Source organism: Streptomyces sp. TLI_105 (genome assembly GCF_900105415.1).
Taxonomy (GTDB): Bacteria; Actinomycetota; Actinomycetes; order Streptomycetales; family Streptomycetaceae; genus Streptomyces.
Genome location: NZ_FNSM01000001.1, coordinates 3,758,510 through 3,783,049 on the forward strand (window position 1 = coordinate 3,758,510; position 24,540 = coordinate 3,783,049).

28 protein-coding genes and 1 tRNA gene are annotated in these 24,540 nt (G+C 71.1%); 17 read left to right on the forward strand and 12 right to left on the reverse strand.

Features of this window, described 5'->3' with window-relative positions:
• Nucleotides 1-141: 141 nt before the first annotated feature.
• The 5 genes from BLW86_RS17095 to BLW86_RS17115 form a co-directional block, all read right to left on the reverse strand.
• On the reverse strand, nucleotides 142-1,152 hold the full coding sequence (locus tag BLW86_RS17095) for a quinone oxidoreductase family protein (RefSeq protein WP_093878711.1): 1,011 nt from the start codon (nucleotides 1,150-1,152) through the stop codon (nucleotides 142-144).
• A 366-nt stretch (nucleotides 1,153-1,518) separates the two neighbouring features.
• Nucleotides 1,519-1,926 (reverse strand): hypothetical protein, encoded by a 408-nt coding sequence (locus BLW86_RS17100; RefSeq protein ID WP_093874841.1) that lies wholly within the window; start codon nucleotides 1,924-1,926, stop codon nucleotides 1,519-1,521.
• A gap of 605 nt (nucleotides 1,927-2,531) precedes the next feature.
• Nucleotides 2,532-3,062, reverse strand: a complete 531-nt coding sequence (locus BLW86_RS41525) for a hypothetical protein (RefSeq protein ID WP_143060258.1) — start codon at nucleotides 3,060-3,062, stop codon at nucleotides 2,532-2,534.
• A 152-nt stretch (nucleotides 3,063-3,214) separates the two neighbouring features.
• Nucleotides 3,215-3,895, reverse strand: coding sequence for a YdcF family protein (locus tag BLW86_RS17110; RefSeq protein WP_093874843.1), 681 nt, complete (start codon nucleotides 3,893-3,895; stop codon nucleotides 3,215-3,217).
• Nucleotides 3,892-4,686, reverse strand: a complete 795-nt coding sequence (locus BLW86_RS17115; RefSeq protein ID WP_093874844.1) for a GntR family transcriptional regulator — start codon at nucleotides 4,684-4,686, stop codon at nucleotides 3,892-3,894. The genes BLW86_RS17110 and BLW86_RS17115 overlap by 4 nt, the downstream gene beginning before the upstream one ends.
• 154 nt (nucleotides 4,687-4,840) lie before the next feature.
• On the opposite strand from BLW86_RS17115, the gene BLW86_RS17120 reads away from it, so the two are divergent.
• The 11 genes from BLW86_RS17120 to BLW86_RS17170 all read left to right on the forward strand — a co-directional run bounded on the left by BLW86_RS17120 (nucleotide 4,841) and on the right by BLW86_RS17170 (nucleotide 11,566).
• On the forward strand, nucleotides 4,841-5,173 hold the full coding sequence (locus BLW86_RS17120) for an SCO3933 family regulatory protein (RefSeq protein WP_093874845.1): 333 nt from the start codon (nucleotides 4,841-4,843) through the stop codon (nucleotides 5,171-5,173).
• Nucleotides 5,174-5,175: 2 nt separating this feature from the next.
• Nucleotides 5,176-6,525 carry an FtsK/SpoIIIE domain-containing protein gene (locus tag BLW86_RS17125; protein WP_093874846.1) on the forward strand — a complete coding sequence of 450 codons (1,350 nt, stop codon included), beginning with the start codon at nucleotides 5,176-5,178 and terminating at the stop codon, nucleotides 6,523-6,525.
• A gap of 81 nt (nucleotides 6,526-6,606) precedes the next feature.
• Nucleotides 6,607-7,263, forward strand: coding sequence for a DUF2637 domain-containing protein (locus BLW86_RS17130; RefSeq protein WP_093874847.1), 657 nt, complete (start codon nucleotides 6,607-6,609; stop codon nucleotides 7,261-7,263).
• A gap of 20 nt (nucleotides 7,264-7,283) precedes the next feature.
• Entirely contained in the window at nucleotides 7,284-7,472 is a 189-nt protein-coding gene (locus BLW86_RS17135) for a mobile element transfer protein (protein ID WP_093874848.1), read from the forward strand.
• A 20-nt stretch (nucleotides 7,473-7,492) separates the two neighbouring features.
• Nucleotides 7,493-7,648 (forward strand): hypothetical protein, encoded by a 156-nt coding sequence (locus tag BLW86_RS17140; RefSeq protein ID WP_093874849.1) that lies wholly within the window; start codon nucleotides 7,493-7,495, stop codon nucleotides 7,646-7,648.
• A gap of 11 nt (nucleotides 7,649-7,659) precedes the next feature.
• Entirely contained in the window at nucleotides 7,660-7,977 is a 318-nt protein-coding gene (locus BLW86_RS17145; RefSeq protein WP_093874850.1) for a SpdD-like protein, read from the forward strand.
• Between the two features lie 5 nt (nucleotides 7,978-7,982).
• Nucleotides 7,983-8,531: a GGDEF domain-containing protein gene (locus tag BLW86_RS17150; RefSeq protein ID WP_093874851.1), complete on the forward strand. Its 549-nt coding sequence runs from the start codon at nucleotides 7,983-7,985 to the stop codon at nucleotides 8,529-8,531.
• Between the two features lie 96 nt (nucleotides 8,532-8,627).
• Nucleotides 8,628-8,807, forward strand: a complete 180-nt coding sequence (locus BLW86_RS17155) for a hypothetical protein (protein ID WP_093878712.1) — start codon at nucleotides 8,628-8,630, stop codon at nucleotides 8,805-8,807.
• Between the two features lie 4 nt (nucleotides 8,808-8,811).
• Nucleotides 8,812-10,215, forward strand: coding sequence for a replication initiator protein RepSA (gene repSA / locus BLW86_RS17160; RefSeq protein ID WP_093874852.1), 1,404 nt, complete (start codon nucleotides 8,812-8,814; stop codon nucleotides 10,213-10,215).
• Between the two features lie 2 nt (nucleotides 10,216-10,217).
• Nucleotides 10,218-10,421, forward strand: a complete 204-nt coding sequence (locus BLW86_RS17165) for a helix-turn-helix domain-containing protein (protein ID WP_177181679.1) — start codon at nucleotides 10,218-10,220, stop codon at nucleotides 10,419-10,421.
• Nucleotides 10,421-11,566, forward strand: a complete 1,146-nt coding sequence (locus BLW86_RS17170; protein ID WP_093874854.1) for a tyrosine-type recombinase/integrase — start codon at nucleotides 10,421-10,423, stop codon at nucleotides 11,564-11,566. The genes BLW86_RS17165 and BLW86_RS17170 overlap by 1 nt, the downstream gene beginning before the upstream one ends.
• A 71-nt stretch (nucleotides 11,567-11,637) precedes the next feature.
• Here BLW86_RS17170 and BLW86_RS17175 read toward each other — a convergent pair.
• Nucleotides 11,638-11,711 (reverse strand) — tRNA-Thr (locus BLW86_RS17175).
• Between the two features lie 182 nt (nucleotides 11,712-11,893).
• Between BLW86_RS17175 and BLW86_RS17180 the strand changes: the two genes are divergently transcribed.
• The 3 genes from BLW86_RS17180 to BLW86_RS17190 all read left to right on the forward strand — a co-directional run bounded on the left by BLW86_RS17180 (nucleotide 11,894) and on the right by BLW86_RS17190 (nucleotide 14,378).
• Nucleotides 11,894-12,991 (forward strand): ABC transporter ATP-binding protein, encoded by a 1,098-nt coding sequence (locus BLW86_RS17180; protein WP_093878713.1) that lies wholly within the window; start codon nucleotides 11,894-11,896, stop codon nucleotides 12,989-12,991.
• 207 nt (nucleotides 12,992-13,198) lie between these two features.
• A complete protein-coding gene (locus tag BLW86_RS17185; protein ID WP_093874855.1) occupies nucleotides 13,199-13,609 on the forward strand; it encodes a hypothetical protein in 411 nt (136 codons plus the stop codon).
• 52 nt (nucleotides 13,610-13,661) lie between these two features.
• Nucleotides 13,662-14,378: a nucleotidyltransferase family protein gene (locus BLW86_RS17190; protein ID WP_093874856.1), complete on the forward strand. Its 717-nt coding sequence runs from the start codon at nucleotides 13,662-13,664 to the stop codon at nucleotides 14,376-14,378.
• 91 nt (nucleotides 14,379-14,469) lie between these two features.
• Here BLW86_RS17190 and BLW86_RS17195 read toward each other — a convergent pair whose 3' ends face one another.
• Nucleotides 14,470-16,026, reverse strand: a complete 1,557-nt coding sequence (locus tag BLW86_RS17195) for a DoxX family membrane protein (protein WP_093874857.1) — start codon at nucleotides 16,024-16,026, stop codon at nucleotides 14,470-14,472.
• A gap of 162 nt (nucleotides 16,027-16,188) precedes the next feature.
• Here BLW86_RS17195 and BLW86_RS17200 point away from each other — a divergent pair, with 162 nt between their 5' ends.
• Together BLW86_RS17200 and BLW86_RS17205 are read left to right on the forward strand one after the other, a co-directional pair.
• Nucleotides 16,189-17,832: a hypothetical protein gene (locus BLW86_RS17200; RefSeq protein ID WP_093874858.1), complete on the forward strand. Its 1,644-nt coding sequence runs from the start codon at nucleotides 16,189-16,191 to the stop codon at nucleotides 17,830-17,832.
• A gap of 35 nt (nucleotides 17,833-17,867) precedes the next feature.
• Complete coding sequence (locus tag BLW86_RS17205) at nucleotides 17,868-18,500, forward strand: NUDIX hydrolase (protein ID WP_093874859.1); 633 nt, start codon at nucleotides 17,868-17,870, stop codon at nucleotides 18,498-18,500.
• Nucleotides 18,501-18,532: 32 nt separating this feature from the next.
• On the opposite strand, the gene rlmB is transcribed toward BLW86_RS17205, so the two are convergent.
• The 5 genes from rlmB to BLW86_RS17230 all read right to left on the reverse strand — a co-directional run bounded on the left by rlmB (nucleotide 18,533) and on the right by BLW86_RS17230 (nucleotide 23,080).
• Nucleotides 18,533-19,489, reverse strand: coding sequence for a 23S rRNA (guanosine(2251)-2'-O)-methyltransferase RlmB (gene rlmB / locus BLW86_RS17210; RefSeq protein WP_093874860.1), 957 nt, complete (start codon nucleotides 19,487-19,489; stop codon nucleotides 18,533-18,535).
• Nucleotides 19,490-19,566: 77 nt separating this feature from the next.
• A complete protein-coding gene (gene cysS / locus BLW86_RS17215; RefSeq protein WP_093874861.1) occupies nucleotides 19,567-20,964 on the reverse strand; it encodes a cysteine--tRNA ligase in 1,398 nt (465 codons plus the stop codon).
• 64 nt (nucleotides 20,965-21,028) lie between these two features.
• Nucleotides 21,029-21,544, reverse strand: a complete 516-nt coding sequence (gene ispF, locus BLW86_RS17220; protein WP_093874862.1) for a 2-C-methyl-D-erythritol 2,4-cyclodiphosphate synthase — start codon at nucleotides 21,542-21,544, stop codon at nucleotides 21,029-21,031.
• Nucleotides 21,534-22,283, reverse strand: a complete 750-nt coding sequence (ispD, locus tag BLW86_RS17225) for a 2-C-methyl-D-erythritol 4-phosphate cytidylyltransferase (RefSeq protein WP_093874863.1) — start codon at nucleotides 22,281-22,283, stop codon at nucleotides 21,534-21,536. The genes ispF and ispD overlap by 11 nt, the downstream gene beginning before the upstream one ends.
• Nucleotides 22,284-22,597: 314 nt before the next feature.
• Nucleotides 22,598-23,080 (reverse strand): CarD family transcriptional regulator, encoded by a 483-nt coding sequence (locus BLW86_RS17230; protein ID WP_003953493.1) that lies wholly within the window; start codon nucleotides 23,078-23,080, stop codon nucleotides 22,598-22,600.
• A gap of 709 nt (nucleotides 23,081-23,789) precedes the next feature.
• Between BLW86_RS17230 and BLW86_RS17240 the strand changes: the two genes are divergently transcribed.
• Nucleotides 23,790-24,425 (forward strand): DUF461 domain-containing protein, encoded by a 636-nt coding sequence (locus BLW86_RS17240; RefSeq protein ID WP_093874865.1) that lies wholly within the window; start codon nucleotides 23,790-23,792, stop codon nucleotides 24,423-24,425.
• The last annotated feature ends 115 nt before the right edge of the window (nucleotides 24,426-24,540 follow it).

Below are 24,540 nucleotides of genomic sequence, written 5' to 3' on the forward strand. Positions count from 1 at the left end.
TGCACCTGACCTGCACCGATACGCGGAGAGCTGATCCACGGCTCAGGACCCGCCAACGCCCCTCGTTGCCCGTGACTCCCCGCCCGATCTGGCACGGATGTGGCACGGATCCGGACCCATCTGTGATCTCGTCACCCGCGATCAGCTCTGCGTCTCCTCGCGGCGGCCCATAGCAGCCGCACCGGGTACGAGGAGCAGCTTGCCGGTGGTACGCCGAGCCTCCAGATCGCTGTGGGCCTGGGCGGCCTCGGACAATGTGTAGCGGCCCGTTACGGTGACTTCAAGCGCCTTGGAGCGCACCCACTCGAACACATCGGCGGCCCGTCGGAGCAGTTCGGACCGATCGGCGATGAAGTCCCCGAGGCTGGGCCGGATCAGGGTCAGCGAACCGCCGTGGGCGAGCCGCATCGGATCAAACGCCGGCACGGCACCACTTGCCGCGCCGAAGAGCACGAGATGGCCGCGGGGTCGCAGGCTGGCGAGGCTCGCGTCGAAGGTGTGCGCGCCGACGCCGTCGAAGACGACCGGCAGTCCCTGACCGCCGTTGAGCCGCCTCACCTCGGCTGCGAGATCGTCGACCGCAGAGGAGAGGATCACCTCGGCGGCCCCGGCACGCTTCGCCAGCTCGGCCTTCGCCGGGGTCGACGTCGTGCCGATCACCCTGCCGCCGAGATGAGTGATGAGCTGGGTCAAAAGCAGCCCCATGCCACCAGCAGCCGCATGCACGAGCACCGTGTCGCCCCCCTGAACCGGGTAGGCGTCCTTGACGAGATAGTGCGCGGTCATGCCTTGGAGGAGCACGGCGGCGGCTGTCTCGAAGTCGATGTCGTCGGGCAGCGGCACCAGCCGGGAGGAGTCCGCGACGGCTCGCTCGGCATACGTGCCGGGAATCTCCACCCAACCGACCCGGTCCCCGACCGCGACGTCAGCGACACCGGGTCCTACTTCGACGACCGTGCCGGCGCCCTCAGCGCCCGGGGTGAAGGGCAGCGGAAGGCTGTACCGGCCCTCGCGGTGGTAGACGTCGAGGAAGTTGACCCCGGATGCGGCGACCTCCACGACCGCCTCGCCCGGACCCGGCCGCGGCTGGTCCATCTCGGCCTCCTGCAGCACCTCGGGACCGCCCACTTCGTACACCTGAATCGCTCGCATGACCCCCACCAACCCCGTTGATGGCGATCTGATTCCCGGCAAGCAGACCAGCCCGCCGCCCCCGCTGAGAGCTGAGACGCCTGCTTTGCACCCGGGTCTGGGACAGGCTGGAAGCCGGGGCGTAGCGGTCGAGAAGCATCATCAACTCGTCGAGACGGTTCAGCACAGAGGTCGTACCCAACCGCCTCCCGCAAGTCGCCACATGATCTGACACAGGCGTGGCTAGGGGACCTCTTCGTCCCGAAGCAACTCGGGTGGTGGCGCTTCCTTGGGCTGCCGCGTCTCTCACCTGAGCTGATGGTCCGCAGGCGTTCGCACTCGTCCGCCGCTGTCCGTCGGCGTTGTCACGCAGTTAGACACTCACCGCTACTCGATTCGGGCCCGCACCAGGGCATCGGTGGCCCTACGTAGGGCTACCTTCAGCCTCTCCCGCTCGCCGCGCACCTGGTCGACCTTCCTGCCGGATGCCTGGTAGGCGGTTTCGAACTCGACCCAGGCCTCGTAGACCGCGAGCAGTGCTTCAGAGGAAGCCCGGCCTCGCTCGAACTGCTGCCGGAAGCCCAGGGGCGGCTCGTGGCTCCCGATCCACAATTCGAGCCGGGCATGCTCGACCATGTACTGCGCAGCGAGTTCGACCACGTCGTTACCGACGATGTTGCTGCCGATCACCTGAACACCGAGGTTGAGCTCTGGTGAAGCGGTTGGAACGCACAGGCGCTCTGGTAACGCCTCGGAAGGCTGCAACTGACGTAGCCACTCCCACTCGTCTGCCATCACAACTTCCTTCGTCCCAAGGTTCGCCTGCCTGCGACCTGTACCCACGTCTACCCCAACTCCCATCCCGTCTGCCGTCGACCCACACACCGTGGAGCAGACGCGGTGCCGGGCGTCCAGGTGGAGCGCGCCACTGTACGAACGACCTGGACGCCCGGTGCCGTGTCTGCTCGGCTCTGCCTGGGTCGACGGCAGACGGGATGGGAGTCCCCACCGCCACACCCCACCGGCCGGCACCCGCGCACCGGCCCCTCCATCCCGGAGCCTGAGCGCCCCCGCCGGAGGCATCGTCCTGAGCCGCACTCGCGTACCGCCTCGACCACCTCGTGGGTTCGTCACCCATCAACCCGAGCCGTCAGGCGTGCGGCCGGCGGCCGGGCTGGAGCGGGGCGCAGACAGGAGCGCAGGCCCGGGCGACGGGCCGCGCGCGCCGCGCCGTGCGCGGCGGGTGCCTTGATGAGGTAGAGAAATCTGTAACAGCTACCCGCTGGACCTACTGAGCCCGCGGCTGGGTAGTAAGCCGAATCGACGTCATCGATCCGTTCAGCACTGGATCGTTCCGTTCACAGGTTCACAGGTTCGTCCCGCTGAGCGAGGGGGATCGCTCAGCCGGCGCCAGTCCGCTTCATGCACGCCAGGTCGTAGGCAGTCAGAGTGATTGCGCTCGTCTCCCCGTCCTGGGCGCTCCCGTACTGCGCGGTCACGGACCAGCCACGCTGCCTGAGGATGGCGTGAGCCTCGCCGATCACACCGTCTAGGGTCTCGCGCTCCCTCAGCCCTCCGGACTGCTGCCAGTCGCGTTCACGCAGCTTGTCCACCACGGCCTTGAAACGTTCGAAATCAAGCGGGGCTTTCTTGTCGCCGATGCCCCTGAAAGCGACGGCGCACGATGGCGGTGAGCCGGCCGGAGCCTCCTCGAACGGACGAGCATATTCATGATCATTCGCGGGAACGCCCGCGTCTGCGGCCGAGCTTTCGAGATCGGTGTGTACGACCTTCTTCGTGAGCGGTCCGGTGCCCTTGGGGCGTGGCGACGCTGATGCAGGAGCCGTGGTCGCCTCGGTGCCTGTATCGCCCTTGTCGCAGCCGGTAACTCCAAGCACGATGGCCGCTATCGCGACGGCGGCCCGCCTCATCCCGCTCACGGTGGTCCCCCCCTAGGTCACAGGGTCATGCACCCTCGTGATCAGAGGAGGAGTGTGCCACGGCGTATCGATGAGGGGCCCACGGGTACCTGAGGGAACCCCGATGCGAGCCTGTTGGCGGAACCCCTTTAGCGGGCTACTCCTTAGGCGGTGGGCTTGAGGGCCTTGCCTTCTGCATCTCGCAGCAGGCGGCTCGCGTATCCGCCCTGGGATAGACGGTCGTATGCGTCGAGCACGTCGGCGGGGACTTGTTGGCTGATCGTGAAGCCCTGTTCGGGGTAGACCAAGAGGCGCTGCAGGGCTCCTACGAGCATGTCGATGACCAGGCGGGCGTCTCCGATGGAGTCGACGTAGTCCTGAAGAGTCATGGGGCTTGAAGCGCTGACGATCTCGACCTCCGGCCACAGCTTCCGTGCCGTGGCGTACGACCGTCGTTCCTCGTACGGCTTGCTGATCAGCAGGACAGAGGACACCTCGATGCCGGCCTCTGAGAGGAGGTCCCGGGAGAAGCGGACGTTCTCGCCCGTGTTCCGGGCTCGCGGCTCTACCATCACCGCTGAGACGGGGACGCCCAGTTCGATCGCTCGCTCCTGGTAGTGCACGGCCTCGCCACGGGGCATACGTTCGCGTGTGGTCGGGCTGGTCGCCCCGGTGAACACGAGAAGCGGGGCCATGCCGCGCTTGTACAGGTCGACCGCTGTGTCAGCCACCCCCAGGTCGTGGCTGCCGAGTCCGATCGCCACCGAGCATGGCCGGGGGGTGTGGCCCATCTGGTGGTAGTCCCAGAGGCGTTGGGTGTCGGCCCAGTCCTGCGTGGAGATCACTGCTGAGCTCCCTTGTCCTTCGCGGAGTCGGGAACCTTGAAGTCGTACTCCCAGGCAAAGCGGGAAGCGGCATGGATGCCGATGGCGAACTCGACCACGGTGCCGGAGGCCGTGTACGTCGTCCGGTGCAGCTCGACCACGGGTTCACCGGGCGGCAGTTGCAGGAGCTTCACTTCGTCCGCCGTGGGCGTGCGGGCGAAGAGCGCCTCCCTCATGTGGTCGATCTCGTAACCCGCGTCGTACAGGACGCGGTAGCCACCGCCTCGGCCGGCCGGGCCGGGGGTGGGGTCGACCAAGCGTGTGCCCTCGACGTGCTCGGGGCGGTAGTAGCTGGTCAGCGTGTGCGTCGGCTGCTCGCCTTCCCTGACCAGCCGGGCCCGTGCGTAGACCGGAGCTCCCGTCTCCAGGCCATGGGCGGCAGCCACGGCGGGCGGGGCTTCGACGAGGCTGACCGTCTGGGTCTGCTCGTTGCGGCGGTAGGCCCGGCCTGAGGCGACCCGGTCCGCGATGAACGCCACCTCGTCGCCGTCTCGCCACTTGGCCTTGTCGTACCGGGCGATGCCGAGCCGCTTGAGGGGAACTTGCTGGCGTACGACGGTCCCGTGGCCGCGCGTGGAGGTGACCAGACCCTCCGCCTCCAGTGCCTTGTAGGCGGCATGGACCGTGGCCTTGGAGCCTTCGCCGGCGTCGACCAGGTCTCTGATCTGCGGCAAACGCTGCCCCGGCTCGTAGTCACCCCTCCTGATCTCCTCGGCCAGCTTGTCTGCCAGCTCCCGCCATTTGGGCGCCATCTCGTACCCCTCTCAACGAGAACAAGTCAAACACAGTCCTAGGACTGTTGACAGTCCTAGGACAGCGGGCCACTATCTACTCAGCCGCTCGCAGTCCTAGGACAGCGCGGCCGGTAGTTCCCATTCGGGCTGCCCAACAACGTAGGGAGTGCTCATGCCGTCCTTCAAGATCGACCTTTCTACCGCCGTCGTGTTCGTCGCGACCGCTCCCACGCCGAAGCTGGTGAGCAAGCAGACCGGTGAGCGGGCCATGGACCGGGAGACCGGCGCCGGCCTCTCCACCGTCGGGCTCCTCATCTCCGACGAGGGGGAGGGCAACCTCTACCAGGTGACCATCCCGGAGACCGGCCTCCCGGAGAACCTGACGCCGGGCATGCCGGTGACGGTCATCGGCCTCAAGGCGCGGGACTGGGAGAACACGTTCAACGGCCAGACCCGGCACGGCATCTCGTTCCGCGCCGTCGCCGTGACCCCGATGGGGGCCTGACCATGACCGACCTCGCGACCTTATGGGAGGTCGGCCTCCCGCTCGCCGGAACCGCCGGCGGCCTCGGCTACGCCAAGGTCCGCGCGCCGCGTGTCTTCTGGTCGCTGGCGGGCCTGCCGGTGGCGACGACCCGGTTCGCGCTGACCTACCGCTCCACGATGGACGTGTGCGGGCTGACGGTGCAGCCGTCCCGCCTGCGGGCGTTCATGGTCCGCAACGTCGCCCGCCGCCCCGACGTCCAGCCGGTGCCGCCGAAGGTCCGCCGGTTCCGGGGCACCTCGACCGGCCTGCGGGTCACGCTGCGGCTTCCGGCCGGTCTGGAGCCCGCCGACGTGATGGCGGCCTCCGAACGGCTCCGGCACGCCTGGGGCGTCCACTCCGTCACCGTCGTCGAGACCAAGCCCGGCTTCGTGGAACTCCGCATGACCGGCTACGACGTCCTGCGGAAGGTGCGGATGCCCCGCCAGCAGCTGTCCGGGCCGATGACGGTGCCGGTCGCGCTGCGGGAGGACGGGACAACGTTCGTCCGGGACTACCTCAAGGTCCCGCACGCGCTGACCCTCGGCGCCAACCAGTCCGGCAAGTCCATGTACCAGCGCAACCTGATCGCCGGGCTGGCCCGGCTGCCGGTGGCCCTGGTCGGCATCGACTGCAAGCGCGGCGTCGAGCACCGCGGCTACGCACCCCGCCTCTCCGCCCTCGCCATCACCCCGGAGGAGGCCGATGGCCTGCTGGACGGGCTGGTCGGGGAGATGGAAGAGCGCTTCGACCTGCTCAGCGAGCACGGCGTGGCCGACCTCTGGGCCCTACCCGACCATCTCCGCCCGGTGCCGGTCGTGGTCCTGGTGGACGAGGTCGCCGAGCTGTTCCTCGTGGCGACGAAGAAGGACGAGGAACGCCGGGACCGGATGGTCACCCAGCTCATCCGTCTCGGGCAGATGGCCCGCGCGGCCGGCATCTTCCTCGAGGTGTGCGGGCAGCGGTTCGGCTCCGACCTCGGCAAGGGCGCCACCGCCCTGCGCGCCCAGCTCACCGGCCGGACCGTGCACCGGGTCAACGACAAGCAGACCGCCGAGATGGGCGTCGGCGACATCGCCCCCGACGCGGTGGTCACGGTGCTGACCATCCCGCCCGACCGCCCCGGCGTCGCGGTGGCGGGGGACACCTCCGGCGGCTGGTCCCGCATCCGCACCCCCCACCTCACCGCCGCCGAAGCCGCCGCGATCTGCGCCGCGCACGCGCACCTGACCCCGGACCTGCCCGCCGTCGCCGCCTACCGCCCGGCTGCTCCGGTGAGTGTCGGGGAGCCGGAGCCGGTGCCGCTGGTCAAGCCCGCCCCGGCCACCGCGTAGCGCATCTCCCCTCACCTCGGTCGGCGTGACCGTCCCACGCCAGGTCCCTACCGCCCCATGCCCGAAAGGAGGTGAACCCTCGTGCTCCGCACCCTCCGCCCCGACGCCGTCCTGGTCCAGGCCGTCATCGCCGGGGCCCTGTCCTTCGCCCACCTGCACGACCTGGCGGCCGCTGCCGGGCAGGACGGCTGGAAGGCGTGGGCCTACCCGGTCTCCGTCGACCTGCTCCTGGTCGCCGCCTGGCGCCGGATGCGCACCGACACCGCCAACCGCGACGCCTGGCTGTGGTTCGCCATCGCCCTGACCGCCTCGCTCGGCGCCAACGTCGCCACCGCCGGACTCCTCGACATGAACCATGTCCCGGCCTGGCTGCGCATCCTCGTCGCCGGATGGCCCGCCCTGGCCTTCCTCGGCGGCACCCTCCTCGCCCACGCACCCCACCCCACCCCCGAACCTGTCCCCGTTCCGGAGCCCGAACCGGTCGACCTCGTCGTCGAGCGGACCCCGGAACCGGCGCCCGAGCTCCCGCCGGCCGAACCGGCCCCCGTCGAGGTCCAGCCGGAGCCCGCTCCCCCGCCGCCTGCCGTGGCGGTGCCGCCCGCGCTGCTGGCGCATGCCCAGAAGATCGCGGACGCCCACCGGGCCCAGACCGGTGCCCCGATCGACGCGGAAACCCTGCGCACCCGGCACGGCATGCCCGCCGCCCTCGCGGACTCCATCGCCCTCCAGCTCGCCTGATCAGGAAGGAGACAAGGCCCGTGCGTCCGAACCGCTTCCACCACGTGATTCGCATCGGCCCGGTCCGCGTTGGCACCCACCACGACGGTAGGGGCCGCACCAAGCACACCGCCGTGTGCACCGCCCCCGGCTGCGACTTCTCCGCCGACTACAACACCCGCGCCGCCGCCGAGCTGGCGGCCAGTACCCACCGTTGCAACCCCCGCTGACCACTGAGGAGTTCCGCGTCATGGACGTTCCGCTCTGGCTCGCCCTGATCGTCGTCGGTGGTCTCGGCATCAAGCTCATCCGCCCGCCCTGGTGGCTCGTCGCCGTGATCCTCCTCGGCGGCTACCTCCTCGCCGACAGCCTGTTCGCCCCGCTCATCGACCCGATCACCAAGTAGGGAGAACCGCCATGCTCCAGCCGCGCATCCCGGTCAACCCCCTCCCGACCGGCATCGTCACCCCGCTCGCCCAGCCGACCCCCGCCGCCGCCGATATCGAACCGGTCACCCCGGCTCCCGCCCCGGTGCCGGTCGCCCCGGCCCGTGCCTCCATCCAGCTCACCCCGGGCAGCGCGCTCGCCCTCGCCGCCGGCGGTGGCGCCGTCGTCCTGGTCGTCGGCGCCGTCCTCGTCTCGATGCTCCTGGCGGTCGCCATCACCGGTGTCTCCGTCGCCCTGATCGCCGTCGTCCTGCGTCTCCTCGTCCGCGACATGCAGAAGGGCCGGTGACCCCCATGGACACGTACACCATGGCCACTGCGGGCTTACCGGCCCTGGGCTGGGCCCTGCACGGCGGACTGCTCTCGCGCCGTCTGGCCACCGCCCGCCGCGACCCGCTGACCGGCCTGCACACCCGCGCCGGTTGGACCGCCCGCGCCGAACGCCTCATCGCCAAGAACCCCGGCGCGCTCGTGCTCCTGGTCGACCTGGACGACTTCAAGGCCGTCAACGACACCCACGGCCACGCCGCCGGAGACGCGGTCCTCACCGCCACCGCCGACCGGCTCACCGCCTGGTGCGGACGCCACGGCATCGCCGCCCGCCTCGGCGGAGACGAGTTCGCCGCCGTCGTCACCGACCCCGACCGCACCGCCGGCCTCTTCGCCCTCTGGTCCGCCCTGGACAGCCCGGTCACCCACGACGGACACGTTCTGCCGGTCTCAGCCTCGGTCGGGCACTGCCACCGCGACCAGCTGCCGGTTCCGACCCTCACCGACGCCCTCTCGGCCGCCGACGCGGCGATGTACGCGGCCAAGGGCCACGGCAGGCGCAACACACACTGAGCGGCCCCCGGGACGGCCTCGGTCGCCAAACTTCCGCCGCCCCGGGCGCCTTCAACCCCCTTCCAGATCCACCGGACCCGAAAGGGAAACCTCATGATGCCCCAGACCCTGGCCGCGCGCGTCTGCTCCCACTGCGACGGCTTCCCCGTCGTCCACATCACTACCGGCACCCGCACCCCCGACGGACAGCGCCGCACCCTGGCCGCCGCCTGCCCCGTCTGCCAGGGCACCGGCACCCGCACCGTCCCGGCCGCCCTGGTCCGCGCGGGGAAGTGACCCGTTGACCGACGCCGCCCTCCAGGCGGGCCTGGACCCGGCCACCCTGAGCGATCTGCTCCGGCTGGCCGGGGCTCCCGGCTTCGACCGCCTCACCGAACAGCTCCGCCGCACCGGCGGCTGCACCGCCCCCATCCGCCTCACCGGCGCTACCAAAACCCTCGACCCCGCCACCCGCACCGTGCTCCACGCCTACACCACCGACGCCGAACCCGGCGGCGTCCTGCGGGTGGCCTGCGGCAACCGGCGGGCCTCCCGCTGCCCGGCCTGCGCCTGGACCTACGCCGGCGACACCTACCACCTCATCCGCGCCGGACTCACCGGCGCCCCCGACAAGGGCACCCCGGAGACCATCCGGGACCACCCCCGGGTCTTCGCCACCCTGACCGCCCCGTCCTTCGGCCCGGTCCACAACCGGCCCGGCGACCGCCCCTGCCGCTGCGGCACCCGGCACGCCGAGGACGCCCCGGAGCTGGGCACCCCGCTCGACCCGTCCGCGTACGACTACGCCGGGGCGGTGCTGTGGAACAACCACGCCTCCGAGCTGTGGCGGTACTTCACGATCTACCTGCGCCGGGAGATCGCCGCCCGCGCCGGCCTCACCCAGAAAGCCGCCCGCGAACAGTCCCGGGTCTCCTTCGGCAAGGTCGCCGAATATCAGAAGCGCGGCGCCGTCCACTTCCACGCCGTCATCCGCTTCGACGGCCCCGACGGACCGCACACCCCGCCCCCACGCTGGGCCACCCTCGGCCTGCTGACCGATGCCATCCGGGCCGCCGCCGCCCGCGTCCGCGTCGTCGTCCCCGCCAACGAGGAGTACGGCTTCGTCCACGACTGGGTCCTTCAGTGGGGCACCCAGCTCGACGTCCAGCCCATCGGCGCCTTCGGCCACGGCGAAGAGCTCACCGAGCAGGCCGTGGCCGCCTACGTGGCCAAGTACGCCACCAAAGCGGCCGAGACCACCGGCACCGTCGACCGCCCCGTCGGCAACAAGGAAGCCCTGATCCTGCTCGACGTCCCCGACCACCCCCGGCGCCTCATCGAGGCCTGCATGGACCTCGACGCCGCCTACCCCGACCGGCGCCTGCGGGCCTGGGCTCACATGCTCGGCTTCCGCGGCCACTTCTCCACCAAATCCCGCGCCTACTCCACCACCCTCGGCGCCCTCCGACAGGTCCGCGCCGACTACCGCGCCGCCCAGCAACGCACCGCCCTCGGCCTGCCCGACCCCGACGAGCACCCCGAGTCCACCGTTCTCACGGTCGCGCACTGGGCCTATGCCGGCCACGGCGCTACACCCGGCGAATCCTGGCTCGCCGCCAACATCCGCCGCGACCTTCAGCACAACCGCGAACACGCCCGCGAACTCCGCGCCCAGCTCGAAGCGTCCACCGAACAGGAGTGGTGACCATGCCCGCCCGTCTGCTCACCGTCGACCAGGTCGCCGAACTCCTCGGCACCTCCGTCCGGTTCCCCCGGCGACTGATCGAGGAACGGCGCATCACCTTCGTCAAGGTCGGCCGCCACGTCCGCATCCCCGAGCCCGTCATCCAGGAGTACATCGAGACCCACACCGTGCAGCCGGTCGTGCGACGCTTCGGAAAGGCGGCGTGATGGCGAACAGCAAAGGCCGGCGCCGTCGCTTCGGCACCGTGCGGCAACTCGCCTCCGGACGCTGGCAGGCCCGTTACCGTGATCCGCTGTCGGGCGAGTTGAAGTCCGCGCCCCACACCTTCGACACCAAGACGGACGCCGACCTCTGGCTGACCACGATCGAGGCGGAGATCATCCGGGGCACCTACCAGGCCCCCGACGCGAGCAAGGTCGCCTTCGGACCGTACGCCGACGACTGGTTGAAGCACCGCAAGCTGGAGGACCGATCCCGGGAACGGAACGAGAGCGTGATCCGGCTGCACATCAAGCCGACCTTCGGCGCCGGGACGCTCGCCGCCATCACCACACCCCGTGTACGAGCCTGGCGGACCGGCCTCCTGGAAGCCGGGGTGGGCGAGCCGACCGTGGTCAAGGCGTACCAGCTCCTCCGCGCGATCCTGAACACGGCCGTGGACGACGAGCTGATCCGCCGCAATCCGTGCCGCATCAAGGGCGCCGACCGCTACGACGTGCCGGAGCGGCCCGTCCTGACCGTGGCCGAGGTGTACGCCGTGGCCGATGCCATCCAGCCTCGCTACCGAGTGCTCGTCCTCCTCGCCGCGTTCACCACCCTCCGCTTCGGCGAGCTGGCCTCACTGCGCCGCCGGGACCTCGACCTGACCCGTTCCGTGGTCCTGGTCCGTCGTGCCCAGTCCGAGCTGCAGAACGGCAAGCTCGCCGACAAGGCGCCGAAGTCCGCCGCCGGCGTCCGGCCGGTCGCCTTCCCCGCCGAACTCGTCCCCGAGCTCGCTCACCACCTGGAGCACTTCGCCGGGGCCGGACAGGACGGCCACCTGTTCCAGGGGCCCCGTGGCGGCCTCCTCCGGCGGAGCAACTTCCGGGACGACTGGACCGCCGCCCGTACGAAGGCCGGCATCTCCGGGGACGTGCACTTCCACGACCTCCGGCACACCGGGAACACCCTGGCCTCCAGCGCCGGGGCCAGTACACGCGAGCTGATGACGCGGATGGGGCACAGCACGACCCGGGCCGCGCTGATCTATCAGCACATGACGAGCGACCGTGATCAGCACATCGCGGGGAAGCTCGGGGAGATGATCCGCCAGGCCCGTGGAGAGGGCGATCCGCCGCCTTCTGGCACGTAGGTGGCACGGCCGTGATCATGCGAAAGGGCCAGCTCAGGGGAATCATGCCCCTGCGCTGGCCCTTTCCGTTGAGCCCCCTGTCGGGTTCGAACCGACGACCCCCGCTTTACAAGAGCGGTGCTCTGGCCAGCTGAGCTAAGGAGGCAGCGAGTGAAGTGTAACCAACCCGGCCCCGGCAGCGGTCGGAAATCTCACGGGGCCGTGAGTGCTGACAGATCGGGCGGCGCCAGGTAGCGTCGCCTGGAGTTCACCCTGGTGGACTAGACCTCAATCCTTCCTTTACTCGGATCGTCCGGCACGTTCCTGCCGGTGAAGGGACGCATCACCATGGCTTCCGTCACGTTCGACAAGGCCACCCGGGTCTACCCGGGTGCCACCAAGCCCTCCGTCGACCAGCTCGACATCGAGATCGCGGACGGCGAGTTCCTCGTCCTCGTCGGCCCCTCCGGCTGCGGCAAGTCGACCTCCCTGCGCATGCTCGCGGGTCTCGAGGACGTCAACGCCGGCTCCATCCGCATCGGTGACCGCGACGTCACGCACCTGCCGCCGAAGGACCGGGACATCGCGATGGTGTTCCAGAACTACGCGCTGTACCCGCACATGACCGTCGCCGACAACATGGGCTTCGCGCTCAAGATCGCGGGCGTCAACAAGTCCGAGATCCGCGCCAAGGTCGAAGAGGCCGCGAAGATCCTCGACCTCACCGAGTACCTGGACCGCAAGCCGAAGGCGCTCTCCGGCGGTCAGCGCCAGCGTGTCGCGATGGGCCGCGCCATCGTCCGCGAGCCGCAGGTCTTCCTCATGGACGAGCCGCTGTCGAACCTCGACGCCAAGCTCCGCGTGTCCACCCGTACGCAGATCGCCGGTCTGCAGCGCCGGCTCGGCATCACGACCGTGTACGTCACGCACGACCAGACCGAGGCGCTCACCATGGGCGACCGCGTCGCCGTCCTGAAGGACGGTCTGCTCCAGCAGGTCGACTCGCCGCGCAACATGTACGACAAGCCCGCCAACCTCTTCGTCGCCGGCTTCATCGGCTCCCCGGCCATGAACCTGGTCGAGGTCCCGATCACCGACGGCGGCGTGAAGTTCGGCAACAGCGTCGTCCCCGTCTCCCGCGACGCGATCGCCGCCGCGTCCGCCAAGGGCGACACCACGGTGACGGTCGGCGTCCGCCCCGAGCACTTCGACGTCTCGGGCCCCACGAGCAAGGACGGCCTGGCCGTCACGGTCAACGTCGTCGAGGAGCTCGGCTCGGACGGCTTCGTGTACGGCTCCACCCGCGTCGGCGGCGAGGACAAGGACCTGGTGGTCCGCGTCGGCGGCCGTGACGTGCCCGCCAAGGGCTCCACGCTGCACGTCGTCCCGCGCGCCGCCGAGCTGCACGTCTTCTCCACCTCCACGGGCGAGCGCCTCAGCGACTGAGACCGCCCCTGAGCCCTGCCGTACGGCCCCGCGTCTGTTGCAGATGCGGGGCCGTTCGTTTAAACGGGCTTACCCCGGAAAACCCCGGCATTCAGGGCCCCGCTCCGGCCCCGGCGTCAACACGGAATTCGAAAAGCCGCCTCGAACCATCCCTCGCGAGAGTGACTAAATGTCGCCATATCACTACCGGCCGCTACGCTCGCCTGCGTGACGCACACTGCCCGCCGAATCGGCCGCTCTCTCGCCCTCGTCCTGCCCGTCGTCCTGGTGCTCTCGGGAACGCTCGCGGTGTCCGCCGTTCCGTGGGCCGGCCAGGACTCCGGGACCCAGCTCACGGCGTCCTCCACGGACGTCTCCACCCGGGCCAAGTCCCGTGCCCCGCAGGATATTCTCCGCGACCAGCTCCTCGCAGAGCTTCAGGAGAAGGACCCCGGCGTGGCCCTCACCCACCTCCAGCGCGAGGTGGAGAACCGGCCCTCCCTCGCCCAGCACTGCTTCTCCATCGCCCGCGCCCTCGGCCGCGCCGCCGTCGAGCACTACGGCCCCTCGCGCGCCCAGTCCTTCTCCCGACCGGTCTGCGACACCTCGTACGCGACCGGCGTGATGCGCGCGAGCTGAACGCCCGCGAGCTGACCGGCCGAGCACGTACGGGGCCCCTATCGTTCCCCGTATGCACATCACTCCGACGCAGGCCGTGGTCCTGGCGGGCGGCCAGGGCTCACGGCTCCGCCCGTACACCGACGACCGCCCCAAGCCGATGGTCGAGATCCCGGGCACCGGGACCCCGATCATCGGCCATCAGCTTTCCTGGCTGGCCGCCGAGGGCGTGACGGACGCCGTCGTCTCCTGCGGCCACCTCGCCGAGGTGCTCCAGGAGTGGCTGGCCTCCGCGAACCTGCCGCTGAGGGTGACGACGGTCGTCGAGACCGAACCCCTCGGCCGCGGCGGCGGCCTCAAGTACGCCGCCGCGCACCTGCCCGCCCCGGACCAGCCCTGGTACGCCACCAACGGCGACATCTGGACCCGCTTCTCGCTGCGCGAGATGGCCGCCTTCCACACGGAACGGGACGCCCTCGCGACGCTCGCCCTGGCCCGCCCCCGGATCCCGTGGGGCGCCGTCGAGACCGACACCTTCGGGAACATCACCGACTTCATCGAGGCGCCGCCCTCGCCGTTCCTGATCAACGCGGGCGTGTACGTCTTCTCCGCGGCCTTCACCGAGCTCCTCCCCGACGTCGGCGACCACGAGCGGGCCACCTTCCCCCGCCTCGCCCGCGAGCGCCGCCTGGCGGGCTTCCCGCTGCCCCACGGCGCGTACTGGAGGGCCATCGACACCGCCAAGGACCTGACGGAGGCGGCCAAGGAACTGGCCGCCCAGAAGGCCTGACCGACGGGCACACGAGAAGGTCGGCACCGCGTCCCCGGCGGTGCCGACCTTCTCTCTCGCGTACGTCGGCCGCGTACGTCGGCCGCGTACGTCAGCCCAGCAGGCCGCCGATCGGGTTCCGCGCGCCGCCCGTCGTCGAGCCGCTCTCGGACGGGGTGCTGGTCGAGCCCGTCGAACCGCCGCTCGTCGTGCCGCCGGTGGCGCCGGCCGGGCTGTCGCTGGTGGTCGGCGGGGGCGCGGGCTCGGACTTCGTGGGCGTACGGCTGGTGGCGCCGCCGGTGCTCGTGCCCTGGGTGGCGGTCGGGCGCTGCTCCTGGGTGCGGGTGGACTCGCGGGTCGTCTCGGTGGGCCGGGCGGCCTCCTCGGTCTCCTCGCTCCGCGCGGGCGCCTCGCTGGTCGCGGTGGCGGGCTCGGGCGCGGTGGAGGCGGCCTTCGAGGGGGCGCTGCGCGTGGGCTCCTGGGGGAGCGGCTGGCCGGGGAGGTGGTTGATCGGGTCGTCGTTGGGGCCCGGGACGGTGACCATCTCGGTGGAGCGGACGGCGCCGCCGAGGACGGAGCCGACGAGGAGGGTGAGGCCGACGACGACGGCCGCGAGGAGGGTGCTGCGGCGGGTGACGCGGCGGCGGAGGTCCCAGAGTTCGGCGCGGGGGCCGAGGGTGCGCCAGGCCTCGCCGGCGAGGCGGCCGTCGAGGGAGTAGACGGGGGCGCCGGCGATGATCAGCGGGGACCAGGCGGCCAGGTAGATGATGTCGGCGGAGTCGTAGACCGGGACGGTCTTCCAGCTGACGGTCAGGAGGAGGGCGGCGGAGAGCAGGCCGCCGACGACGGCGGCGACGCGCTGCCAGAGCCCGAGGACCGTGAGGACGCCGACGACGACCTGGAGGAAGGCGACGGTGAGTCCGGCGCCGACGGGGTGCTGGAGGGCGAAGTCGCGCAGCGGTTCGGCGAGCGCCCAGGGGTGCAGGGAGTTGAGCCACTTCACCATGGAGCCGCGCTCGCCGCCGTCGAAGTAGACGGGGTCGCAGAGCTTGCCCATGCCCGCGTAGATGGAGATGAAGCCGAGGAAGACGCGGAGCGGGAGGAGGACGACACCGAGGTTCATCCGGCGCCCGGGGTAGTAGGCGTGCCGGACGTTGTCCTGTCCGTGGCGCTGCGCGGTCCGGCCGCCCGGCTCGTCGTGCTCGTACGGCTCGGCGGGCTCGGGCCCGAGGTCGTACAGCTCGTCGTAGGCGCCCTCGGCGCGGCGCATCGGCGGCAGCAGGGGCGCGGCTCCGGCGGGCACCACGGGGGTGGGCATGGTGGTGTCGATGCGCGGGATGGCCTGGGTGTCCCCGACACCGTGGCCGCCGTGGCCGACGCCGGGTTCGAGGGTGGAGACGGACGACTCGCGCACGGCCTGGAGGAGGCCGGTCGCGCCCGGCGTGGACTTCCCGGTCCACACGACGGGGCGACGGCGCGGGCCGGCCGCGCCCACTCCGGACAGGGCGGCGGTACGGGCCGCGAACTTCGGCTGCGGGGCCGGCGCGAGCCGCACACGGAAGCTGGCGTGGTTCACGATCACCTGGGCGGGATCGGAATCCACCTTGACCATGCTCAGCGCGGGCTGATCGTCGAACCCCGGCCGGGGCGTTCTGGTGTCCACACTCATCTAACCGAGTGATCTGGGTTTAGGACACTGCCTTGACGGCTCGCAAATGTCCGAGACCCGTCAAGATCGTCGGCGGAAGGGGAACCATCGTTCGATGACCGTTCGTCAATCTTTCTTGGAGTCACAAGAGTTGACCCGGACCACGCACGAGGGAGCGCAGCCATGACCGATCCCGTCCCGCGACCGGCGACCGAGCAGAGCCCCGACACCGCGCGGGGCCGCGTGCCCGAGCCGAGGCCCCCCCGGGACTCCGAGCCGCCCCGGCCCCCCGAGGGCCCCGGGCCCTCCCCCGCCGGGACCCCGGACCGTCCCGAGCGGGACCCCCGCCGGCTCGTCTTCGGCGATCTCGACGACTACCCGGTGATGGCGCAGGCCCTCGACAACCAGTGGCTGCCCGCCCCTCTCGCGAGCGCCCGCCAGCATGCCTCCGCGCCCGCCCGGCCGCCCGTGGAAGCGGTCGAAGCGGCCTCCGCCGAGCTGCGCCGCTCGCTCGTGAACAGCGGCACCCTGGTGGTCAACCGGGCCTTCTTCCTCAACAACGAGGCGCTGTACTCCAATTACCTGCCGTCCGCCGATCCCGTGGAGCGGGACGCCTTCGTCCGGCTCCTGAACGACCGCGTGATCGTCCCGTACCTGTACACGGAACGGGACGCCGCCTCGGACTTCTCCTGGGCCCACGACCGGGCCGTCGGCCACGCCTGGCGCAGGCTGGTGACGGAGGAGGCCGACCCGGCCCTCGTCCGCTTCGACTGGGACGACGAGTCGAACCGCGGCAAGGCCGGGCAGATCGGCAACTTCTTCTCCTCGCACCTCTCCCTCCTGCGCCGTCTGCGGGCGAAGCAGCTCGCCCAGGACCTCGGCATCCCGGAGGAGCTGGCCAGGTCGATGCGCGAGGGCGTCCTGAAGGACATGTACTTCTGGGCCGGTGAGCAGGACAACGACCGGGACATCACCCGGAACGCGGTCTACGAGCGGTTCATCACCCGGCCGGGGACCGATCCGTACCAGAACCTGCTGCGGGACGGCGATCACGTCGTCCCCACCAAGCAGCTGGTGGACCTGCTCTACAGCCTGGGCGTGCCCCGGGCGGGCGGGGTGATCCCGCTGACCCCGCCGGACTCCCCGCCCCGCTCGACGCTCCAGGAGCTGCGTACGGACCTGCGGCCCCGCGACGACGACCCGGAGGCGATCGGCCGGCTGCTGCGGGATCTGTTCGCGGACGTCCTGCACCGGGCGGTCGACGGCCCGAACTCGTACGCCGGGCTCTCCCTCGCCGACATCGGCCGGCTGCGGCGGGAGGAGGAGTGGCGGGCGTACGTGGACTCCCTCGACTCCTTCGTCCGGGGCGGCGCCTTCGACCACGGCCGGCTCCCGTCCCCGGAGGAGTTCGCCGCGGGCACCTCCGAGGTGGCGCGGCGGCACGCCCGGATGCTGAAGGCCGCGCGGGCGACGAGCAGCGCCGCCGGCGGCGGCTACACCCGGGACATCGTCACGGCCCTGGTCGTCGAGGCCGGTGGGGTCGCCCTGCAGATCACGAGCGGCGAGGAGGTGTCGCTGATGGCGGGGGTGGTACAGGGTCTGACCGCGGCCGCCGGGGCGCTGACGATCCGGCTCGAGTTCTTCGACCGGGGAGCGAAGGGCCGGCGCGGAGGCCTCGGGCACTCGCTGACATTGCCGACGCTGCGACTGGGCAACCTGAAGCGGGACTGGAAAGCGATCGTGGGGGCGTACGGCGGGCAGGTCGTCGAGACGGGCCTGCCGGTCGGCAGCCTCCGCCAGGCGGACCAGCAGCGTCAGCCCGACTGAGGAGAGCGGCCGGAGGGCCGGGGAAGGCAGGACCCATGAGCACGGAGCCCGCGGAACGCTACGCGCGGCTGCTCGCGGAGCGGCCGGAGCTGTTCCGCAACGAGCCGGGCGGCATCGAGATCCTCACCGCCCCGGACGCGGTCGCGGCCGCCGGCGGGGTGGTCTACCAGGATCCGTACGTGATGCTGGTGCGGGACCCGGTGCGGTTCCCCGACGGCCGGACCGGCGCGTACATCCGCGCGGTGAGCGCGACCGCCGAGCAGGGGTGCGTGGTCCTGCCGCTGCTGGACGGCGGGGTGGTGCTGATCGAGCACTACCGGCACGCCACCCGGTCCTGGCTCTGGGAGGTCCCGCGCGGCTTCGGCACGGCCGGTCTCACCGGCGAGGCGAACGCGCGGAAGGAGCTCGACGAGGAGATCGGCGCGCAGGTACGGAAGCTGGTGCCGCTCGGCGAGGTGCATCCGGACTCGGGGCTGACCGGGGACCGGGTGCTGCTGTTCGCTGCGTACGTCGACGGGATCGGGCGGCTCGCGGTGGGCGAGGGCATCCGGGAGGCGCGCACGGTGCCGTTCGCGGAGGCGGAGGCCATGATCGCCGACGGGCGGATCACGGACGGCTTCACGATCGCCGTCCTGACCCGCGCCCGGCTGGCCGGCCTGACGGGCTGAGCCGCCCGTCAGGCCGTACGGCGAGGCCCGTGTCAGCCCATGCGGCGGCGGGCCGCCTCGTAGAGGACGACGCCGGCGGCGACACCGGCGTTGAGCGACTCGGCGCCGCCCGGCATCGGGATGCGGACGAGGAAGTCGCAGGTCTCGCCGACGAGGCGGGAGAGGCCCTTGCCCTCGGAGCCGACGACGATGACGACCGGGCCGCCCAGCTCCTCCAGCTCGTGGACCTCGCGGTCGCCGTCGGCGGCGAGGCCGACGACCGTGACGCCGGCCTTCTGGTACGCCTCCAGGCAGCGGGTCAGGTTGGTGGCGCGGGCGACCGGGGTGCGGGCGGCGGTGCCGGCCGAGGTCTTCCAGGCGCCGGCGGTCATGCCGGCGGCGCGCCGCTCGGGGACGACGACGCCGTGGCCGCCGAAGGCGGAGACCGAGCGGACGACGGCGCCGAGGTTGCGCGGGTCGGTGACGCCGTCGAGGGCGACGATCAGCGGGTCGTCGTGGTCGTCGAAGGCGGCCGCGACCAGGTCCTCGGGGTGCGCGTACTCGTACGGCGGGACCTGGAGGACGAGGCCCTGGTGGTTGAGCCCGTTCGTCATCCGGTCGAGCTCGGGGCGCGGCGCCTCCATGATGTGGATGTTGCCGCGGCCGGTGGCGAGGTTCAGGGCCTCGCGCACGCGCTCGTCGTTGTCGATGAACTGCTGCACGTACAGCGTCGTGGCGGGCACGCCGTCGCGCAGGGCCTCGAAGACCGGGTTGCGGCCGACGACCATCTCGGACAGTCCCTTGCCGCCGCGGCGGGCGACGGGCTTGCGCTTGGCCGCCTGCCGGGCCATCGCGTTGGAGACGCGGTACGCCTTGTGGCCCTTGCGGTCCTCGGCCTTGGGCGTCGGGCCCCTGCCTTCGAGGCCCTTGCGCCGCTGGCCACCGCTGCCGACCGTCGCACCCTTCTTGTTGGACGTGCGACGGTTCCTGCGCTGGCTGTTCCCGGCCATGACTACCTGATTTCCTCTGCTGACGTACGAAGTCTGTAACTGAAGTGTGCCGCCCGGAGTCCCGAGCGGCACTTCTTCTAACGGTTGCCCAGCGTCCAGCGGGGGCCGTCGGGGCTGTCCTCGATGGCGAGGCCGGACTGGGCCAGCTGGTCGCGGATCGCGTCCGCGGTCGCCCAGTCCTTGCGCTCGCGCGCCGACTCGCGCTGCTGGAGCACGAGGCGCACGAGGGTGTCGACGACGCCGTGGAGCTCCTCGCCGCCGCCGGACTCCTCGGCCCAGTGCGGGTCGAGCGGGTCCAGGCCGAGGACGCCGAGCATGGCACGGACCTCGGCGAGGCGGGCGATGGCCTCGTCCTTGTCGTCCGCGGCGAGGGCGCTGTTGCCCTGGCGGACGGTGGTGTGGATGATCGCGAGCGCGTGCGGCACGCCCAGGTCGTCGTCCATGGCCTCGGCGAAGGCCGGCGGCACCTCGTCGGCGGGGGCGACGGTCGTCCCGGCCTTCTCGGTGGCGCGCTGGACGAAGCCCTCGATGCGGGCGAACGCCGACTCGGCCTCGCGCAGGGACTCCTCGCTGTACTCGATCATCGAGCGGTAGTGCGGGGTGCCCAGGTAGTAGCGCAGGACGATGGGGCGCCAGTTCTTCACCATCTCGGACACCAGCACGCTGTTGCCGAGCGACTTCGACATCTTCTCGCCGCTCATGGTGACCCAGGCGTTGTGCACCCAGTACCGGGCGAACTCGTCGCCGAAGGCCTTGGCCTGGGCGATCTCGTTCTCGTGGTGCGGGAAGATCAGGTCGAGGCCGCCGCCGTGGATGTCGAAGGCGGACCCCAGGTACTTGTGGGCCATGGCCGAGCACTCCAGGTGCCAGCCGGGGCGGCCGCGGCCCCACGGGGTCTCCCAGTCGGGCTCGCCCGGCTTGGTCGCCTTCCACATGGCGAAGTCCCGCGGGTCGCGCTTGCCGGAGACGCCCTCGTCGGGCTGACGGAGGTCGTCGATGTCCTGGTTGGACAGCTCCAGGTACCCCGGGAAGGAGCGCACGTCGAAGTAGACGCTGCCGTCCGCCTCGTAGGCGTGGCCGCGCTCGATCAGACCCCGCATCATCTCGATCATCTCGGGGACGTGACCGGTGGCGCGGGGCTCGTAGGTCGGCGGGAGGCAACCGAGGGCCTCGTAACCGGCGTTGAACGCGCGCTCGTTCTCGTAGCCGATGGACCACCAGGGGCGGCCCTGCTCGGCGCCCTTCCTGATGATCTTGTCGTCGATGTCGGTGACGTTGCGGATGAACGTGACGTCGTAACCGCGGTACGCGAACCAGCGGCGCATGATGTCGAAGTTCAGCCCCGACCGGATGTGGCCGATGTGCGGGGCCGCCTGCACGGTGGCACCACAGAGGTAGATCGAGACGGAGCCCGGCGTGAGCGGGGTGAAGTCACGGATCTGCCGGGCGCTGGTGTCGTACAGGCGAATGGTCACCACTCCAGGGTAGTGGGCGTGTGGTAGTGCCCTGCGACCGATTCCCGGCGGCGGGGCACGTTTTTCACTGCTGCCGGGGCGATACGGGGATGACGAGGGCGGTCGCGAGGGCGGCGAGGCCCTCGGCGCGGCCGGTGAGGCCGAGGCCGTCCGTGGTGGTGCCGGAGACGGAGACGGGCGCGCCCGCCGCCTCGCTCAGCGCCTTCTGCGCCTCGTCGCGCCGCTTGCCGATCTTGGGGCGGACCCCGACGACCTGCACGGCGATGTTCCCGATCTCGTACCCCTCGGCGCGGACGATCCGGGCGGCCTCCGCGAGCAGGGTGACGCCGGAGGCGCCGGACCACTCGGGGCGCGAGGTCCCGAAGTGGGCGCCGAGGTCGCCGATGCCGGCGGCGGAGAAGAGCGCGTCGCAGGCGGCGTGGGCGGCGACGTCACCGTCGGAGTGCCCGGCGAGGCCGTACCCGTCGCTGTCGGAGCCTTCCCACAGCAGGCCCGCGCACCACAGCTCGCGGCCCTTCTCGAAGGCGTGGACGTCGGTGCCGATGCCGGTACGGGGAAGAAGCGGCGACTCAGAAGCCATCGTTGGCCCTCCTGCGGGCGAGTACGGCCTCGGCGAGGACGAGGTCGAGGGGGCGGGTCACCTTGAAGGCCTCTTCGTGGCCGGGCACGACGACGACGGGCGCGCCGAGCTTCTCGACCATGCCGGCGTCGTCGGTGGCGCCCTCACCGGTGAGGGCGATGGTGGCGTGGGCGTTGACCAGGGTGTCGTGGTCGAAGCCCTGCGGGGTCTGGACGGCGCGGAGGCGGGCGCGGACCGGGGTGGCGACGACCTGCTCGGGGTCGCCGGGCTTCTCGGCCGGCTCGACCTCCTTGACGGTGTCGGCGACGGGCAGCGCGGGGACGACGGCGACGGCCCCGTCCCGTACGGCCTCGATGACGGCGTCCACGGTCTCGACGGGGACCAGGGGGCGGGCCGCGTCGTGGACGAGGACGGTGGTGACGCCCTCGGGGAGCGCCTGGAGGCCGAGGTGGACGGACTCCTGGCGGGTCTCGCCGCCGGGGACGACGAGGTAGTCGGTCCGCTCGGGCAGGGCGTGGGCGTCGAGGAGGTTCTTGACCTCGGCGGCGCCCTCGGGGGGCGCGACCACGACGACGAGCGAGACCGCGCGGGAGGCGGCCATCGCGCGGACGGCGTGGATGAGCATGGGGGTGCCGTTCAGCGCGCGGAGCGCCTTGGGGGCGCCCGGGCCGAGGCGTACGCCCCGCCCTGCGGCCGGGATCACCACGGCGGTACGACGGGGACGCGCTTCGTCTGACATCGGTTGCACTCCGGCAGGTTTGTTTCCGCGGCCGACATGGGTATGGCCTTCACCGTGCCGGACGCTCCGCCTTGACCGGGCCCTTTCCGTGACGACGGTCGAGGCGTGGCCGCGTCGGCACAGGGGCTCGGACGTGGAGAAGTTCAGGGGGTGCGGGTTACTGCAGCGGTGCGGTCACATGGACGAGCCGCATACGTACGCGAACATGCCGCAGCGCCCGGCGACAGCACTGTGTGGATCACAGTACGCCAGCGGGCACCGCGGCATCGCTCACTACTTCGCTACTTCACCGTGCTTCACCGCGGAGTCGCGGCTCAGGACGCGAGGACCTCGTCGAGGAGAGCCTCGGCCTTGTCCTCGTTCGTGTTCTCCGCGAGGGCCAGCTCGCTCACCAGAATCTGCCGAGCCTTGGCGAGCATGCGCTTCTCACCTGCGGAAAGTCCGCGCTCGCGCTCACGACGCCACAGGTCGCGCACCACTTCGGCGACCTTGATGACATCGCCCGAGGCGAGCTTTTCGAGATTTGCCTTGTAGCGACGGGACCAGTTCGTCGGCTCTTCGGCGTACGGCGCACGCAGCACCTCGAAGACCCGGTCCAGCCCGTCCTGACCGACCACGTCGCGAACACCGACGAACTCCGCATTGTCCGCCGGCACACGAACCGTCAGGTCGCCCTGCGCGACCTTGAGCACCAAGTAGGTCTTGTCCACGCCTTTGATCTGGCGAGTTTCGATGGCCTCGATCAGCGCGGCCCCGTGATGGGGATAGACCACGGTGTCGCCAACCTTGAACGTCATGTGACAGGTACCCCTTCCGTGGCTATCCAGGGTAACACGGATTCGGCTTCTTCTGAATGGCGTTTTCGCAGGTCAGGGCATATCTCGGGGCTTGACAACGGCGACACGGACGTGCTGCGGAGGGCTTCCGGAAGGCGGTATTCGCAGGTGGGAGCGGCTGCGTGGACGGAGAGAAACGCACACGTTACACACACCTGGAGACCCCCCAAGAAGGAGTGATGTCCCGTTTTGTCTGGTTCGGAGTGGCCTTCTTCACGTACTCCGTTCGAGGATCGCTCACCCGTACGGAGGCATGTGGGGGTGATTCCCGAAATTGATCAGTGGACATCAACCGACATCGGTGCGGGATTTTCCGCGGGAGCGGCTGCGGGGAATGCGGGGACGCCCCCGAATTGATCAAGGCGGTTATGTGAACAACAGGTCAATGGGTCGTGATCCAGCCACATGGGCGGGTTCGCGACGGACACGCGGGTGAGTGGGCGGCGAGCGCGCGGGCGGGTGGTGATCGAGCGCGGCGGCCGGTCGGCGGCGGGCGGCGGGAGGGCGCCGCGCGGGCGTCCCGGCAGCTCGCCGAGGACGGCTCTGACCGGTTAGGGGCGGGTCGGGTGCGGGACGCGGAGTGAGGCTCGGTAACCTAAGCGCGCTGACACACCCTTAGCTGTCCCTTGGTTCCCACGCCCGTCCGTACGTCCTAGGAGATGCCGCCGCCGTGAGCCGCAGCCTTCGACGCGGCGCCCTCGCCGCCACCGCCATCGTGTTCTCCGTCGCCGCGCTGTCCGCCTGTGGTGCGGGCAACGACGCGCAGACGCTGGAAGTACGCCCGGACAACGCCGCCGTCACGGTGGACGACGTCAAGATCCAGAACGCGCTGGTCGTCACCCAGCCCGAGCCCGGCGCCAAGGGCCCGGCCGTCGTCTCGGCCAGCGTCTTCAACAACGGCCGCCTGCCGCAGACCATCGACGCGATCACCCTGCCCGGCACGAAGGCCGTCGTGAAGCTGAAGGCGGCCGAGGGCACCGGCCCGATCACCGTCCCGGCCCACGGCTCCGTCCTGATCGGCGGCAAGGGCAACGCCTCCGCCGTCATCGAGAACGGCTCCGAGGCCGCCCGCAACGGCGACGCCCAGAAGGTCGTCTTCAAGCTGAGCAAGACCGGCGACGTCGCCCTGAACGCCTTCATCGTCCCGGCGACGAGCTACTTCAAGGACTTCGGCCCCGAGGCCGTCCCGGCCGCCCCGACCACCGCCCCGGCCGCCACGCCGACCTCCTCGGCGTCGCCCTCGGGCGAGGCCTCGCACGGCGCCGAGACCCCGGCGTCGGGCGAGCCGACGACCGCCGGCCACTGACGGCACGCAGTCACGCGCGAAGGGGCGCCCCCGGACGGGGGCGCCCCTTCGGCGTACTCGGAGGGCCGTCCACGACGGCTCGGGCCGCGCCCCGGCCGGACCTCGTCCGGCCCGC

Bases quoted from the DNA above. Each gene is read 5' to 3' on its own strand.
- BLW86_RS17165 (WP_177181679.1), top strand. From the start codon at position 10,218: ATGCCCGCCCGTCTGCTCACCGTCGACCAGGTCGCCGAACTCCTCGGC.
- BLW86_RS17155 (WP_093878712.1), top strand. From the start codon at position 8,628: ATGCCCCAGACCCTGGCCGCGCGCGTCTGCTCCCACTGCGACGGCTTC.
- ispD (WP_093874863.1), bottom strand. From the start codon at position 22,283: ATGTCAGACGAAGCGCGTCCCCGTCGTACCGCCGTGGTGATCCCGGCC.
- BLW86_RS17100 (WP_093874841.1), bottom strand. From the start codon at position 1,926: ATGGCAGACGAGTGGGAGTGGCTACGTCAGTTGCAGCCTTCCGAGGCG.
- BLW86_RS17145 (WP_093874850.1), top strand. From the start codon at position 7,660: ATGCTCCAGCCGCGCATCCCGGTCAACCCCCTCCCGACCGGCATCGTC.
- BLW86_RS17140 (WP_093874849.1), top strand. From the start codon at position 7,493: ATGGACGTTCCGCTCTGGCTCGCCCTGATCGTCGTCGGTGGTCTCGGC.
- BLW86_RS17200 (WP_093874858.1), top strand. From the start codon at position 16,189: ATGACCGATCCCGTCCCGCGACCGGCGACCGAGCAGAGCCCCGACACC.
- rlmB (WP_093874860.1), bottom strand. From the start codon at position 19,489: ATGGCCGGGAACAGCCAGCGCAGGAACCGTCGCACGTCCAACAAGAAG.
- BLW86_RS17095 (WP_093878711.1), bottom strand. From the start codon at position 1,152: ATGCGAGCGATTCAGGTGTACGAAGTGGGCGGTCCCGAGGTGCTGCAG.
- ispF (WP_093874862.1), bottom strand. From the start codon at position 21,544: ATGGCTTCTGAGTCGCCGCTTCTTCCCCGTACCGGCATCGGCACCGAC.
- BLW86_RS17195 (WP_093874857.1), bottom strand. From the start codon at position 16,026: ATGAGTGTGGACACCAGAACGCCCCGGCCGGGGTTCGACGATCAGCCC.
- BLW86_RS17230 (WP_003953493.1), bottom strand. From the start codon at position 23,080: ATGACGTTCAAGGTTGGCGACACCGTGGTCTATCCCCATCACGGGGCC.
- BLW86_RS17120 (WP_093874845.1), top strand. From the start codon at position 4,841: ATGCCGTCCTTCAAGATCGACCTTTCTACCGCCGTCGTGTTCGTCGCG.
- BLW86_RS17125 (WP_093874846.1), top strand. From the start codon at position 5,176: ATGACCGACCTCGCGACCTTATGGGAGGTCGGCCTCCCGCTCGCCGGA.
- BLW86_RS17190 (WP_093874856.1), top strand. From the start codon at position 13,662: ATGCACATCACTCCGACGCAGGCCGTGGTCCTGGCGGGCGGCCAGGGC.
- BLW86_RS41525 (WP_143060258.1), bottom strand. From the start codon at position 3,062: ATGAGGCGGGCCGCCGTCGCGATAGCGGCCATCGTGCTTGGAGTTACC.
- BLW86_RS17205 (WP_093874859.1), top strand. From the start codon at position 17,868: ATGAGCACGGAGCCCGCGGAACGCTACGCGCGGCTGCTCGCGGAGCGG.
- BLW86_RS17180 (WP_093878713.1), top strand. From the start codon at position 11,894: ATGGCTTCCGTCACGTTCGACAAGGCCACCCGGGTCTACCCGGGTGCC.
- BLW86_RS17150 (WP_093874851.1), top strand. From the start codon at position 7,983: ATGGACACGTACACCATGGCCACTGCGGGCTTACCGGCCCTGGGCTGG.
- BLW86_RS17170 (WP_093874854.1), top strand. From the start codon at position 10,421: ATGGCGAACAGCAAAGGCCGGCGCCGTCGCTTCGGCACCGTGCGGCAA.
- BLW86_RS17115 (WP_093874844.1), bottom strand. From the start codon at position 4,686: ATGGCGCCCAAATGGCGGGAGCTGGCAGACAAGCTGGCCGAGGAGATC.